Source organism: Ferrimonas sp. (assembly GCF_048263965.1).
Taxonomy (GTDB): Bacteria; Pseudomonadota; Gammaproteobacteria; order Enterobacterales; family Shewanellaceae; genus Ferrimonas.
Window position 1 is genome coordinate 88,875 of the sequence record NZ_JBLXDO010000010.1, and the last position, 14,703, is coordinate 103,577.

Below are 14,703 nucleotides of genomic sequence, written 5' to 3' on the forward strand. Positions count from 1 at the left end.
CCGGCCCCGCAGAATCTCAGACTACGGGGCCTCTTTTCAGCCAGCCATCCAGCGCGTACAATGGCGCGCTTTGATTGCCGGAGACCCAGATGCAGCCCCTGAACAGCACCACCCACCCAGACGCCATCCCCCAGGGCAGCGAAACCCTGCGCAAGGCGGTGCGAGCGGCCATCCTCGACGGCGATCAGATCCTGCTGCTCTATACCGAGCGTTATGAGGATTACAGCCTCCCGGGTGGCGGCGTCGATAAGGGGGAAAGCCTGGAGCAGGCGCTGCTGCGTGAAGTGGCCGAAGAGACCGGGGCCGCCAATCTGACCATTATCGAAGAGCTGGGTCTGTTCGAGGAGCTGCGCCCCTGGTACAAGGATGACGCCGACAACCAGAGAATGCTCTCCTACTGCTACCTGTGCAGCGCCGATCGTCAGTTGGGCGAGACCCAGCTGGAGCACTACGAGCAGCAGAACGGCATGCGTCCGCTGTGGGTCAACATCCACGACGCCATCGCCCACAACCATAAGACCATGGCCGCCAGCCCCAAGGCGGGCATGTCCATCCAGCGGGAAACCTGGCTGCTGGAGTACCTGGCGGCGCGCCTGGATGACCGCCAGGAGCGGGTGGCTTAACACCCAGAAAAAAGGCGCCGGTGGCGCCTTTTTTAACGACTCCATTTAGGCCGATTCGGCTTATCCGGCGACTGCCCCACTGGCTTTCAAGTCGGCAATCTCCGCCTCCCCATAGCCCAGCTCTTTGAGCACCGTTTCGCTGTGCTGCCCCAGAGCCGCCCCGGGCCGCATTGGCCCCTGTCGATTCAGGGGGCAGGCCAGCTGAGTTATAGACTGGCCCTGATGGGTCAGCTGACGCACCATGCCCCGCGCCACGAACTGTGGGTGGGCCATCGCCTCATCCAGGTTCAGCACCGGCTCGACGCAGCAATCCAGCGCGGCAAACCTCTGGCGCCAGACATCCAAGGACTGCTCGGCGATCACTGCGGCGATCTCCCCCTTGAGCTCAGACTGCTGCCCCGGGGGCGCCAGGGCATGCGCCGCCCAGTTGGGCCGGTCGATGGCCTGGAAAAACGCCAGGGCAAACTGAGGCTCCAGGGCCCCTACCGCCAGGTAACGGCCATCGGCAGTGGCATAGTAGTCATAGAGGCTGCCGCCGTTGAGCACCTCGGTGCCCGGCTGGGGCGCCGGGGCTCCACAACCCACCGCCGCCGAAGCCATGGCGTTCAGCGCCAGAGCCCCCTCGGCCATGGCGACATCCAGATGCCGGCCCAGACCACTGCTTTGGCGTTCAAACAGCGCCGCCAGAATGGCGATCACCGCCTGCTGGGAACCCCCGGCCAGATCCGCCACCTGGGTGCCGCTGAGCACAGGCTCAGTGCGGCCGCTGTAGCTGGCCAACCCGGACAGTGCCAGGTAGTTGATGTCGTGCCCCGCCCTGTGGGCCAGGGGACCGCTCTGGCCATAGCCGGTCAGGGAGCAGTAGATAAGCCTCGGGTTACACTCCCTCAGGCTGGGGTAATCCAGCCCCAGCCGAGCCATCACTCCGGGGCGAAACTGCTCCAGCAGGATGTCGTGCTCCGCCACCAGGCGGCGAACCACCTCTATCGCCTGTGGCGCCTTGAGATCCAACGCCAGGCTGCGCTTGTTGCGGTTGATGGTCAGGTGCGCCGCCGACTCCCCGCCCACCCTGGGGCTCAGCTGCCTGAGCAGATCCGGCCTGGAGGGAGACTCGATGCGAGTCACCTGAGCCCCCATGTCCGCCAGCAGCTGACTGGCGAAGGGCCCCGGCAACAGGGTGGAAAAATCCAGCACCTTGAGGCCGGTCAGGGGGCCACTGGCTTCGGGGCTCATTGCTGCTCCAGCATCTTGCGGGCGATGATCAGCTTCATCACCTCACTGGTGCCGGCGTAGATGCGCTGCACCCTGGCATCAGCCCAGGCCCGGGCCACCGGGTACTCCCACATGTAGCCATAGCCGCCGTGCAGCTGGAGACACTCATCCAGCACCTCACCCTGAAGCTCAGTGGTGAGCAGCTTCACCTCGGCAGCCATGGCCGCATCCAGTTTGCCCTCCAGGTGCAGTTCGATGCAGCGGTCGGTGAACACCCGGGCCGCATCCACCTTGGTGCGGCACTCCGCCAACTTGAACTGGGTGTTCTGCAAGGCGGCGATGGGCTTGCCGAAGGCACGGCGCTCCGCCACATAGGCCAGGGTCTGCTCCAGAATGGACTCCGCATTGGCCACCGCGTTGCTGGCCACCGACAACCGCTCCTGGGGCAGCTCCCGCATCAGGTAGGCGAAACCGGCCCCCTCCTCCCCCAGCAGGGCATCGGCGGGCAGGCGCACATTGTCGAAGAACAGCTCAGAGGTGTCCTGGGCCTTCATACCGATCTTCTCCAGGTTGGTGCCGCGGCTGAATCCGGCCATCCCCTCCTCCACCAGGAACAGGCTGAAGCCACGGGAGCCCGCCTCCGGGTCGGTGCGGGCCACCACGATCACCAGGTTGGCGTGCTGGCCATTGGTGATGAAGGTCTTGGCGCCGCTGAGCAGCCAACCGTCTCCGTCCCGCTGTGCCTTGGTCTTGATCCCCTGCAGATCCGAGCCGGTGCCGGGTTCGGTCATGGCGATGGCGGTCACCAGCTCTCCGCCGATGCAGCCCGGCAACAGCCGCTGCTTCTGGGCCTCGCTGCCGTAATGGAGGATGTAGGGCACGGCGATGTCCGAATGCAGCCCCCAGCCCAGGCCGGACGCCCCAACCCGGGCGATCTCCTCGTTGATGATGACGTTGTAGCGAAAGTCCACCTCCACCCCACCATAGGCCTCCGGCAGAGTCGGGCAGAGGAAGCCCTGTTCCCCCGCTTTTAGCCACAGGCCCCGGTCGACGCAGCCCTCCTTCTCCCACTGGGCGTGGAAGGGCACCACCTCCGCCTCCAGGAAACGGCGGACGCTGTCGCGAAACAGTTGATGATCGCTGTCAAACAGAGTTCTTGGAAACATGATTTCCTCCTTGAGAATCGATTGGAATCAATAGCCCTGGCCTTTAGCAGCCCGCGCTCTGAGGCCGTCGGGCACCCGGAAACGCTCGCCGTAGTTCTCGGCCAGTTGGTCCGCCCGGGCCACAAAGGCCTTGGGGCCCAGGTGGTCGATAAACTGAATGGCGCCGCCGCTCCAGGCGGGGAAGCCGATGCCGAAGATGGAGCCCACGTCCGCATCCCGGCGATGGTTGAGCACCCCCTCCTCCATGCAGCGCACCGTCTCCACCGCCATGATGAACAGCAGCCGCTCCTTGAGCTCCTGCACGTCCGGCTGAACCTCGGCCTGAGGGAAGTACCCGGCCAGGCCGTTCCACAGCCGCTTCTTCTCCCCTTTGGGGTAGTCGTAGAAGCCTCGACCGGCGGCCTTGCCAGCACGCTCCAGCTCCAGCATGCGATCAATCACCGGGTCCGCCTCCTTGGGCGATGCGGCGCTCCCCTCCTCAGCCAGGTCCGCCACCGTCTGGTTGCGAATTTTCTCCATCAACGTCAGGCTGACCTCGTCGGAGACCGCCAGGGGCCCCACGGGGAACCCCGCCAGCCAGGCTGCATTCTCGATGGCGGCGGGGGCCACCCCCTCCGCCAGCATGGCAATCCCCTCGTTGGTGAAGGTGCCGAACACCCGGGAGGTGAAGAAACCGCGGCTGTCGTTGACCACGATCGGGGTCTTGCCCAGTTGCAGCACGAAGTCATAGGCCCGGGCCAGGGACTCGGGCGAGGTCTGTTGGCCACAGATGATCTCCACCAGGGGCATCTTGTCCACCGGTGAGAAGAAGTGCAGACCAATGAAGTTCTGCGGTTGCCTGGAGGCCTGGGCCAGGCCGGTAATGGGCAGGGTGGAGGTGTTGGACGCCATCATGGCAGTGTCTGCCAGCACCGCTTCCGCCTCCCGGGTCACCTTAGCCTTGAGGTCGCGGTTCTCGAACACCGCCTCTATCACCAGCTCGCACCCGGCCAGTTCCGCCACCGATTCCGTCGGCACTATGCGCTCAAGCAGTTGTTGGGCCTGAGCCTCACTGCTGCGTCCCCGCTGGACCCGCTTCGCCATCAGGGCTTCGCTGTAGGCCTTGCCCTTATGTGCCTGAGCCAGGCTGACATCCTTGAGCACCACCTCGATGCCCCTGGACGCGGCAGCGTAGGCGATGCCAGCGCCCATCATTCCGGCACCCAGCACCCCAACCCGGGTCACTTTAGACGGGGAGACATCCTCAGGGCGCCCGGCGCCAGCTTTGATGGCGTTAAGTTCAAACCAGAAGGTGTTGATCAGGTTCTTCACCTGTTGGCTGCACACCAGCTCAACGAAGTAGCGGGACTCGATGCGACAGGCGGTGTCAAAGTCCACCTGGGCCCCCTCCACCATGGCGCAGAGAATCGCCTCCGGTGCCGGCAGTACCCCCTTGGTCTTCTTACGCAGCATGGCCGGAGCCACCGCCAGCATTTGCGCCACCTTGGGAGAGCTGGGGCTGCCACCGGGCAGGCGATAGCCCTTCTCATCCCAGGGCTGAGCCACCTGGGGATGGGCCTGGATATACTCCCTGGCCGCCTGCAACATGCCCTGCTCCGAGTCTGCCAATTGGTGTACCAGGCCGGCTTCCAACGCCTCGGCCGGGGAGAACTGCCGCCCCTCGGTCAACAGGGGCAACGCCTGCTGCAATCCGAACATGCGCACGGTGCGGGCCACGCCGCCTCCCCCGGGGAGCAGCCCCAGGGTGACCTCGGGCAGCCCGATTCTCACCCCCTTACTGTTCAGGGCGATACGATGATGACAGGCCAGGGCCAGTTCCCAGCCACCGCCGAGGGCGGCGCCGCCGATGCAGGCCACCACAGGTTTGCCACCGGTCTCCAGGGCCCGCAGACTGGCCTTGATTGACTCCACCATGTCATAAAATGGCCCTGCGCTCTCCCGGGTCACTTGGGCAATCTGACCCAGATCGCCTCCGGCAAAAAAGGTGCTCTTGGCAGAGCGCAAGATAATGCCTTTGTAGTCCATCTCCTGGATGGCTGACACGGTCTCAGCCAGGTCCTCGGCAAAGGCCCGGTCCATCAGGTTGGCGGAGGCGCCGGACCTGTCCAGCACCAGATGGAGGATGCCATCGCTCTCCAGTTCGATACGTATGCTGCTCATGTTCTGCTCCCTCAGACTCGCTCGATGATGGTGGCGATGCCCATGCCACCGCCCACGCACAGGGTCGCCATGCCCCGCTTCAGATCCCTGGCCTCCAACTCATCGAGCAGGGTCCCCAAAATCATGGCGCCGGTGGCCCCCAGGGGGTGGCCCATGGCGATGGCGCCGCCATTGACGTTCACCTTATCCAGGGGCACATCCATCTCCTTGATAAAGCGCAGCACCACCGAGGCAAAGGCTTCATTGACCTCATAGAGGTCAATGTCGTCTGCGCTCAGCCCGGCCAGGGCCAGCGCCTTGCGGGCCGCCGGAGCCGGCCCGGTGAGCATGATGGTGGCATCGGTGCCCACCACGGCGGTGGCAATCACCCTGGCCCGGGGCGTCATATTGAACTGCTGACCGGCGGCTTCGCTGCCCACCAGCACCAGGGCGGCGCCATCGACGATGCCCGAGGCATTGCCCGGGGTGTGCAGGTGCTCGATGCGCTCCACCTGGGGATACTTGGCACGGGCCACCTCATCGAAGCCCATCTCCCCCAGCGCCTGGAAGGAGGGCTTGAGCCCCCCCAGGTTCTCCAGGGTGCAGTCCGGCCGCACCAGCTCGTCGTGATCCAGCAGGGTCAATCCGTTTTGGTCGGTCACCGGCAGCACGCTGTTGGCAAAGGCGCCCCGCGACCAGGCGGCCGCCGCATTGTGGTGAGAACGCTGGGCAAAGCTGTCCAGCTGCTGCCTGGAATAGCCATCCAGAGTCGCAATCAGATCTGCACCGATGCCCTGGGGCATGAAGCCGGTGGCCAGGTTGGTGGCAGGGTCATTGGCCCAGGCACCGCCGTCGGAGCCCATGGGCACCCGGGACATGGACTCCACCCCGCCGGCCACCACCAGTTGCTCCCAGCCGGAGCGCACCTTCATCGCCGCCATGTTGACCGCCTCCAACCCGGAGGCGCAGAATCGGTTGAGGGTCACTCCGGCCACATCATCGTCCCAGCCCGCAGCCAGGGTGGCGGTCTTGGCGATGTCCGCCCCCTGATCCCCCACGGCAGACACGCAGCCGAGGACCACGTCGTCCACCGCGCTGGTGTCGAAGCCGTTACGCTGCTGCAGACTGGCAAGCAGTGAGGTAATCAGAGAGATGGGTTTGGCCTCGTGGAGGGCCCCGGTTGCCTTGCCCCGCCCCCTGGGGGTGCGGATGGCATCAAAGAGGTAGGCGTGCTGAGTCATCAATCGTCCTTGCTGAAGTGAGCCTGTTATCACTCTAGGCAAGGTGGCGGAATTTGATAATGACCTTTCTTGTCAAAGGCAGTGACCTTACTGCTCATCACCATGCTCCAATGGCGATGCCCGGACATAAAAACGCCCCCGAACTCAGGCTCAGGCGCTTGTAACCGACGCAATATTATCCAGTAAGGATAAGTTCAAAAGGGCATGAACAGCACATTGAAGTAGAATGACCGTGTAACGTTGCCTAAAGATATAGGCGGTGACTAAGGATTCTAGTTACCATTACCAAAGTTCTGACACTGATTGCTCAACTTCAGAGCGCAATGCCAGCAAAATAAGTCTTTTATCCGCCCTACCCTCATCTCCTTGCCAATCCAATTGATCCAGCGTATGGCAACACAGACTGATCAGGTCTTCAATCTTAAATGTGTCCTGAGGAATAAACACATGGTTGGATATCACCATCCCCCCACGACCGATTAAAGTCATCTGCCTCAGCACCTGAAATAGAAGCTCTTGATCCGCTTTGACCTTACCACTATCGACCAAGTCCGAAAACTGCTTCTTAAATCTTATCGTGGACATATCAAAAATGCGCTTGAACTTTTCTCTGGTTTCCGGCCGGGCCTGATTGAATATCGCCTTATTGGTACCTATAAGATCCAGTGACGCGCTGTCTGGGTAGAACTGTCTCAAGTAAAACTGGTAGCAGTGACAACAGACAATTTTTTCCTTTGTTGACAGATCCATCCTGCCAAACTTATACATTGACTCGGCTAGAGTTTCTATGACCGAACTGAACAGATAAACCAGCAAATCATCTTTAGAGGCAAAGGTGCGATATAAAGTGCCAGCGGTTACCTCCACCTCTTTGGCAAGCTCATTCATCGAGAACTGCAAATAGCCCTGCTCTCTGATCAACCTCATGGCGGCTTTGGCAATTTTAACCTTTCTTATCTGAGCTTTATTAAACATTTTAACGTCCAGTGTTGCGTTCTCGTGCAGATAGGAGCGTTGCTCCATCACTCGTATGGCTCCACTATAACACTGAACTCAGCTGCGGCTAATTTGGCCCTGAATGGCAAAAACTCCATCCACCTCTTGATTCAAAATACAGAGCTCACACATATGCACCTGATTTTAAATAATTAATCTTGTAATCAGATCAAGCACCTGTCGCTCCCCAAAAATGGAGAAACTCTCCACTTCGAACTGGGATGACAGATGTGATAACACACAGTGCATGACACAGATCACGCCCAGGGCGCCGATTCCGTATGAAGCATTCACCTCAGCAAGTCAAGGCGTGACGCCGATCACACCACCAAGGCTCTGTTATCACCCCTGTGAATCTTGCGAATGGCACTCCGAAATCGGATTTAGGTTTTTCCTACAATGACAGCCATCAAATGCCGCTATCGGAGGATGGTTATGCAATCAGAATTAGGCTGGGTATTTTTCAGTGCAGGTAATGAGCATCTCTCCTACCCGACGCGGGTGGTTGAGATTCACTTAAATGAGATAGATCAGTCACTAGTAACAGCCATCTCAGTGTCTGACCACAAGCTGAGAAAAGCCGGTGCCGGCATTGCTATTGGGCTTAAAGACTGCCTGAAAGGATCGGGGAAAATCACCGTAGGCGGACACACCTTATCGGTAAAGTCTTACTCTGTCTTTTCGTCTGACCAATCCATGATGATAGGGTATCTGATAGTCGTCTCGAACAAGATCCAGTGTCAAAAGCTTGAACGCTTTTCGACTCAAGATGCATTAAGCCTGGCAAGTAACACCATCCTAAAAAACAATCATGGTGGACAAGTTCCGGAAGAGCTGAAGTTAAAAACTCTTCAGGTCGTAAAAATGACCGCCCTGGGCCTAAGCGCAGGCGAAATTGCCGATGTGCTGCACTTAACCAGCCGAGGTGTCGACTATCACCTGTCTGTTGCCAAGCAGAAAATTGGCGCCATCAACAAGCCAAACTTGATTTTTGAGGCCAGAAATTTGGGCTGGGTGTAACGCCTCGATCAAATTTCCACCGAAGTCATTTAGCATATTGGCTCTATGGTTCAATCTAGAGGGCAAAATTCTGGTTATAAGCAATCCAGAGTGTTAAAGACACTATGGCATTTATGCAAGTCAGATTTAGATTTAATTTTACACAATATAATTTCCATAAAAGACAAATCCAAACCATTTTATAAAAAACTGAGATCAAATATGACCTAAAATCAGATGGTTCGGTCATATTCAATCTCATTATCGCCATGATAATTACAATCCGTATGGCAAAGCCAAAAGTTGACTCTTGGTCAAAAATGGAGAATCGATCGATGATCAAAAACAAAAAGGCACTATCTGGCCTACTCGCATTAATGCTTGCAGGTTGTGGCTCTGACAGCTCTACGACCGCAACACCTGGCCCCGGGCCGGACCCAACTCCAGATAACCCCGCTTGGCAATATGTTGAAAGCGGTAAAATGGCACTCGATACCAGTGGATTAACAGGCCATGTCAATGTGACCTTTGACTACATGAACGAGCAAGTATGGAAGTGGATCCGCGGGATCACCATGGACTCAAGCAAATTCTGCATGACATTGCCAGATAACGTCACCCATCCATGTAACACAGACGTTAATGGCGACGGATTTGTCAATGCCCTCGATGCAAACCTTGCCGGTGTCATTAATCAACAGACAGACATATCTCGAGTCGCAGCCGAAGATATTCATCGAGTATTGTCAACGAATCCCGACGGTCTGGGCGCAGGAACAGCGAGGCCAGACATATTCAAGGAGGGAAGCTACTCTGTTTTTGACCTGCTGCGCTATATGGTCGCAACTCGTGACGACATGAAGTTCGTAGGAGAGATCATTACTCCAGAAAACTCTGACTACAATACGCATGAGTTCACTTTAGCCTACGATCGAAACGGAAATGGCAGCTTTAGCGATGAAGGAGAGGAGTCAAGTAACTGGCACTTTAGATTCACCCAAAGCATGGGCAAGGCCGGGTTGTACAGAGACCATAGCGGGGAGATTCCGTTCAATAGAATGGATATGTTCTTGGTGAAAGAGGAACAACGCATTCGCTTCATTGACGCCTCTTCATCCTTCAAGGCCCGCCTTAAACACCTCTGGAAGAGTGAAGCAGAGCGCCTGGCCTCGAACAATGGAAAAGTCATTGTAGACAGGATTGGCTGGAGCGACGACCCAGAAAACCCAATTGCGACAAACATTGAGGTCAAGGCACACAACCTTAGGAGTGACGTGTACCAAGAGGGCGTCATTACTAACATGGACGTATTTTTGACCCTGGCTGATATGGGACACGACTTCAGGCTCACCTGGTGGCCAACTCTGGAGACTGGCGCTATTGTTAACTCCTTCGCCTTATCCCGTGCCCCTGAACTGGGTAAGACCATAGGGCTGCGCTCCTTCGTCACCACCACTTCTGTCCTGAACGAGTTCGGCAAAGACATCTTTTTCTCAGACCGCATGCCGGGGGTCTGTAACTTTGATGCTGTCACAGGTCGCTCCGATACGATCAACACTCCAGTGCCAATGACCGATTGCGTGCGAGATTTCTGGAGTGCATTTGGCATCGGAGGCTGGTTCGGAAACATCAACAACGATCTGTGGATGATGCCTTATGGTGCCGAAAACGTAGTCTTGTCGAAACAAGATCTAAACAATGCCGGTTTCCATAGCCTCGGAACCAAGATCGATAGCGTTTCAAAAAACGAAATCATCCAGTGGGATTACAACTGGCGTCATAATGCGCTTGTAGACAAAGGGGTTAAAGCAGACTACATAGACTCTGACATTGTGACTTTGCGCACCCTGACTCCAGCAACGGAAGAAAACCAGAATGGCAAAGCTCCCCTGTTGAACGAAAACCACTTTGGCTGGAAAGTGGCTGACTGCACCGTATGCCATAACGAAGAAGCAGCACCTCTGGGGCATGGTGGCTACTCTTGGCCAGTGAATGCAGCGGACGGATTCGATGAAATCCAGCCCTACTACTGTTCCACTTGCCATGGCAATAATGGTGCTCCCAAAGCCCATGGACGGGAAGCCCGCTGTTTCTGGTGCCACTCAGAAGACAAGTTACCCAAGAATCATGGACCAGCCAGCACTCGCAAGCTGCTGAAACATGAAGATAACTGGATTAATACAGTTACCACGCGTCGCAAAGCAGGAGATGACAACAATATGTATGGATTCTCCGACAACCATAGTGAAGTCCTGGAAGGAGACGAAAAAGGCTATGGCGATCGCTGGGTGTCTTCAAACAATGATTATGACTTCACCAAGAAATTCCCAGACCCATTCTCCTGTGGTACCTGCCACCAAGATAAGCAGTAAATCGCACTACCTGTGAGCCGAATGAAGATCGGTTAACGGCTGTTAATTAAGCCAGTTGTCAATGACAACTGGCTTTTCTATACACCTCGTTATGGACAGCAATTCAGAAGTAGGATTGCATCTCCTCGCTACTGCTCCATTAACTTCAATGAAAGGCTCACCAAGTAGCACTGCATCAGAGTTATAAAGAAGGAACATCTTTACATGTTCCGATTTTACCTTCCTGGCAACCATTAAAAGCAAGTCGTCAATACCAACCTTTTGTCACCTTAGGGTGAATCGCAGTCCAAATAACCAGGCGTATCGTCAAAAAGGGCATACCAACATTGGTATGCCTTCTATTTTATTCTGAGCTCATTCTTCTCAGTCAAGACAAATATCATCGCCTGACAAATGCTTGACTCAGATTCCTGGCGCTAGTCGTTGGGATGACAAGTTACACAGGAGTAAGGATCAGGGAAGTCCTCACTGTTGTGCCAGTCGCTGTTGATACCCGTACGTTCACCGGCTCCGTAATACTGCAGGTTATCCGCCTGGTCATGGATGGGCTGCTTAATGCCCCCCCACTCGCCATTAGGACCAGCAAGGCGCTCTGCATCCAGGGTATTCACTGCATTGGCACAAGAACCCTCTTGCATACCATCGAGGTTCAAACCGGTCACGCTGGTACCCTGGCACTCAACGTCACCAAACTTCATGAAACCCGATGCCGAACCGTGGTGAGCCATCTGATTGTCTTCGGTATGACACCAGAAGCAGCGGCTGACTTCACCATGCCCCTTCATGGCGCCATTGCTGCCGTGACAAGCGGCACACTCATAGGGCTGCTCTACCCCCAGTGAGCCCTTATGCACATCATCGTGACAGTTGCGGCAGTCGGCAATTCCCCAACCAAAGTGATCGTCGGTCAAAGGCGCAATGGCGTCATTGATGTCGGCGATTACCTGGTTTTCATAGTCTCCATCTTCATCCACGAAATGGCGTTCGGTGATGTCAAACTGACCAGGCATCCACGTCTGATAGCCAGCAAAAATCACTCCCTTTGGATAGTGCATGACCTCCTGATCAGGCATGTCGTGGTCCATGAATCCACCAAACTTGTTATACCACTCGTCGATACAGATTTGGGCGGATTCGATGGTATGGCCCTGACCGCCATGCATCCACTGACATTTGCCCTTGAGCTTAGGATCGCCTTCCCCTCTGTCGGCTGCCATCAGTGCACTGGGGGTTGGCCATTCCAGGTCATCCAGGAAGAAGTCCTGAGTTGTAAACATTTCGCCGGTTGCCGCAGCCCAGCCCACCATTCCCTGAGCACGCAGACCATTGACGGACGTCAGCGCGTAGTTGTTTACTTCCGCTTCCGTCGACATGGTGCCCCAATAGGTGAAGCGCACATCGGCCAATCCCTGGTCCTGAAGCGACAGCCACACATCCATGGATGTGATCACGCCGGGCTGGAAGATGTCTGTGCGAAGGTCGTGGGCGGTCACTTCCAGGTTTTGAACTTTCACCACGTCATTGCCCTGGGCATCAATTGCCCACACCAAAGGCACAATGACTTTATCGCCGTTTGCTCGCCTACGATCCGCTTGCAGTTTGAACTGCATGTTACGACGCTCGGTCACGGCGGAATTGTATGGCTGGATGCGGATACGCATCTTGCTCTTGGCAAGGCCTAGGTCGGCGCGAACATACACCGTCTCCAGGTTTGGCGTACCCTGGAGGCGATCGAACTCGCCGTCATGCCAGATGTAGGAGGGATACCAGTCAGTGCTCCGGTTATTCAATTCGGTTTCAGACAGGGTGCCATCGCCATCGGTGTCCCAGGCGGTGCTGAGCAGATGGGTGCCAAGTTCCTCACTCCAGATCGCTTTCACATCCAGGTCGTCGCGGACGTGAGAGGCATAGAGCACCACATCCATTACCGAGAAATGGCCTTCAGCATAGACATCGGGGCGAAGGGGAATGGGGGAGTCCGGCTGTGCCGCATAGGCCTTGATGTCATCGGCCTTCACCTTGAAGATGTACTTACTATCATCCGGGGTAATTTTATTGCGGTTAAACTCGTTATCCGCGTATTCACCCATCGGCGTTGGGGGCTCATCACCGGTGCAATATTGACTGATGTCGACACCGTCACCCTTGTATTCACGCTCCATACAGGGGTACCACCTGCCAAGATAGATGGTGATCTCACCGTCGAAACTGGCCTTTTGTGGCTGCACAATATCCAGTGATTGGTGAGGTTTGCTGCCCACGGGCGGCTCTACCGGGGGCACTTCCGGAGCCGTTGATTCATCACCATCGGAGCCACCGCAAGCGGTCAGCGTAGCCAATAACAGATATGACGCGCACAGTTGCGCGAGTCTACATGGTCTCATAATCATCATCCAAATTTTGATACTACAAATCCCTGGACAGGCATATAAGCGAATCCAATGTAACTTAGGGAAAAACGATAGACTGATCCTCTGTCAACTTAGAGCGACTCAGTATCTACCAGCACCAAATATTGTAAATTCGACCACGTTTTTTACCGCTAGAGGCTTCTCACCAAAGGTGCAAAACGCTTAACCTCACGCTTTTTTCTATGGGGATAACGTTTCCGCCACACTCATCAGAATACTTTTTCACTTTCTCGCTCCCCTTGCATGATCAACACCTCACTAATGCTCGAGTGAGATCAGGGAAATGGAGAGTTTCTCCACCGTACTCATCATCAGACAGCCAGCAAAAATCAGAGGGAGCCCAAAGATTAATCCGCCGATCATTCGTAGCCCCCTTTGGAAGAATCAGAAATCGAATACAGCCCTATGAAATAACCATATAAAGAGCGTTATCTGGCAAAAGGAAACTGAGATGAATGACCAGATGCTGACTTGTCGCGAACGGTACGCATCGCCAATAGAATGAGTCTAAAATCACATCGTCCCTCGTTCCCAATCCAAGTCAACTGCTCCAGGACCAAATCACAAAACTCCATCAGATCTTCTATCTGATACATCTCTTTCTCGACAAATATATGATTTGCTATAACCATTCCGCCTCTGGAAATTACTATCAACCGTTTAATGGTCTTTTTTAACTCCTCTTTGCTACAAATCAATTTCCCCGTGAAAACCAAATTGGTGAAGTTAGCGGCCTGCCACTGAGTTGTCTCATCAAAAATCTCTTTGAATCGATTCCTGGTTTCCTGAGATGCCTGGTTAAAAATCGCAGCATTTGTACCGATCAAGTCCAGGGATGAAAGATCTGGGTTATAGCTTCGAATATAATACTGATAGCAGATTCGACAAATCACTTTTTCTCTTTCAGAGAGGTCCATACGGTCGAACATTCTTAATGATGCTCTCAAGGATCCTACAACGGATCCGAACAGATAAACGAGCAGGTCATCTTTAGATGGGAACGTCCGATATAATGTGCCAGGAGAAACATTAGCGGCCTTACTGAGGTCATTCATAGTAAACTGCAAGTAACCGCGTTCCCGAATCATTCCTAATGCAATTTTGGCTACTTTCAACTTTCGAGCGTTGTCGTTTTCCATTGCTGGCCCCTTAGCTTGATAACTCTGTGGCAGTGGACTCTACATTCGATTCGTTGGCAAGGCGAATTCACCCGCGTCGATGAATCTGAAAATTTCACCCTTTATCTCACGAACGGCATTACCAGCAACTAGCAGCAACATACTGAAGAGATTGATTTTAAAAGAGGATTATTAACAACCACGCCCCTTCCCAACCGATTGGAGAACTTCTCCACTTTTTGACATAGGTAGCCAGACGATGACCTACAGTCCGTGACCTGGCCGGCCTATTCAAACCCTGAAAATGAAACTGTTTCGCCCCAGATGCAGGTTTGTAAAGGAAATGTCACGCCTCGACCTAAGAGACACCCAGCCCATGAATCTCTGTCAGCGCGCTCACTCAGCGCCAATGCCTTTCCACGGTAC

The 14,703-nt window shown here is 55.4% G+C and carries 10 protein-coding genes; 3 read left to right on the plus strand and 7 right to left on the minus strand.

The genetic code is table 11. The annotated features are described in order from the left end of the window. Positions 1-89 precede the first annotated feature (89 nt). Complete coding sequence (locus ACN0RV_RS10960; RefSeq protein ID WP_417347639.1) at positions 90-623, plus strand: NUDIX hydrolase; 534 nt, start codon at positions 90-92, stop codon at positions 621-623. A gap of 60 nt (positions 624-683) precedes the next feature. On the opposite strand, the gene ACN0RV_RS10965 is transcribed toward ACN0RV_RS10960, so the two are convergent. From ACN0RV_RS10965 to ACN0RV_RS10985, 5 genes are all read right to left on the minus strand, one after another. Then, positions 684-1,856, minus strand: a complete 1,173-nt coding sequence (locus ACN0RV_RS10965; protein WP_417347640.1) for a CaiB/BaiF CoA transferase family protein — start codon at positions 1,854-1,856, stop codon at positions 684-686. Further along, positions 1,853-3,001: an acyl-CoA dehydrogenase family protein gene (locus ACN0RV_RS10970; protein WP_417347641.1), complete on the minus strand. Its 1,149-nt coding sequence runs from the start codon at positions 2,999-3,001 to the stop codon at positions 1,853-1,855. The genes ACN0RV_RS10965 and ACN0RV_RS10970 overlap by 4 nt, the downstream gene beginning before the upstream one ends. A gap of 27 nt (positions 3,002-3,028) precedes the next feature. Next, a complete protein-coding gene (locus tag ACN0RV_RS10975; RefSeq protein ID WP_417347642.1) occupies positions 3,029-5,161 on the minus strand; it encodes a 3-hydroxyacyl-CoA dehydrogenase NAD-binding domain-containing protein in 2,133 nt (710 codons plus the stop codon). An 11-nt stretch (positions 5,162-5,172) separates the two neighbouring features. Beyond that, positions 5,173-6,381 carry an acetyl-CoA C-acetyltransferase gene (locus tag ACN0RV_RS10980; RefSeq protein WP_417347643.1) on the minus strand — a complete coding sequence of 403 codons (1,209 nt, stop codon included), beginning with the start codon at positions 6,379-6,381 and terminating at the stop codon, positions 5,173-5,175. 282 nt (positions 6,382-6,663) lie between these two features. Further along, positions 6,664-7,404 (minus strand): TetR/AcrR family transcriptional regulator, encoded by a 741-nt coding sequence (locus ACN0RV_RS10985; RefSeq protein ID WP_417347644.1) that lies wholly within the window; start codon positions 7,402-7,404, stop codon positions 6,664-6,666. Between the two features lie 408 nt (positions 7,405-7,812). Between ACN0RV_RS10985 and ACN0RV_RS10990 the strand changes: the two genes are divergently transcribed. After that, entirely contained in the window at positions 7,813-8,397 is a 585-nt protein-coding gene (locus ACN0RV_RS10990; RefSeq protein ID WP_417347645.1) for a helix-turn-helix transcriptional regulator, read from the plus strand. A gap of 314 nt (positions 8,398-8,711) precedes the next feature. Beyond that, on the plus strand, positions 8,712-10,748 hold the full coding sequence (locus tag ACN0RV_RS10995) for a hypothetical protein (protein WP_417347646.1): 2,037 nt from the start codon (positions 8,712-8,714) through the stop codon (positions 10,746-10,748). Between the two features lie 416 nt (positions 10,749-11,164). Here the strand turns inward: ACN0RV_RS10995 and ACN0RV_RS11000 are convergent, their stop codons facing one another. Then, entirely contained in the window at positions 11,165-13,009 is a 1,845-nt protein-coding gene (locus ACN0RV_RS11000; RefSeq protein WP_417347647.1) for a cytochrome c3 family protein, read from the minus strand. Positions 13,010-13,587: 578 nt separating this feature from the next. Continuing rightward, on the minus strand, positions 13,588-14,298 hold the full coding sequence (locus ACN0RV_RS11005; protein ID WP_417347648.1) for a TetR/AcrR family transcriptional regulator: 711 nt from the start codon (positions 14,296-14,298) through the stop codon (positions 13,588-13,590). Positions 14,299-14,703: the final 405 nt, after the last annotated feature.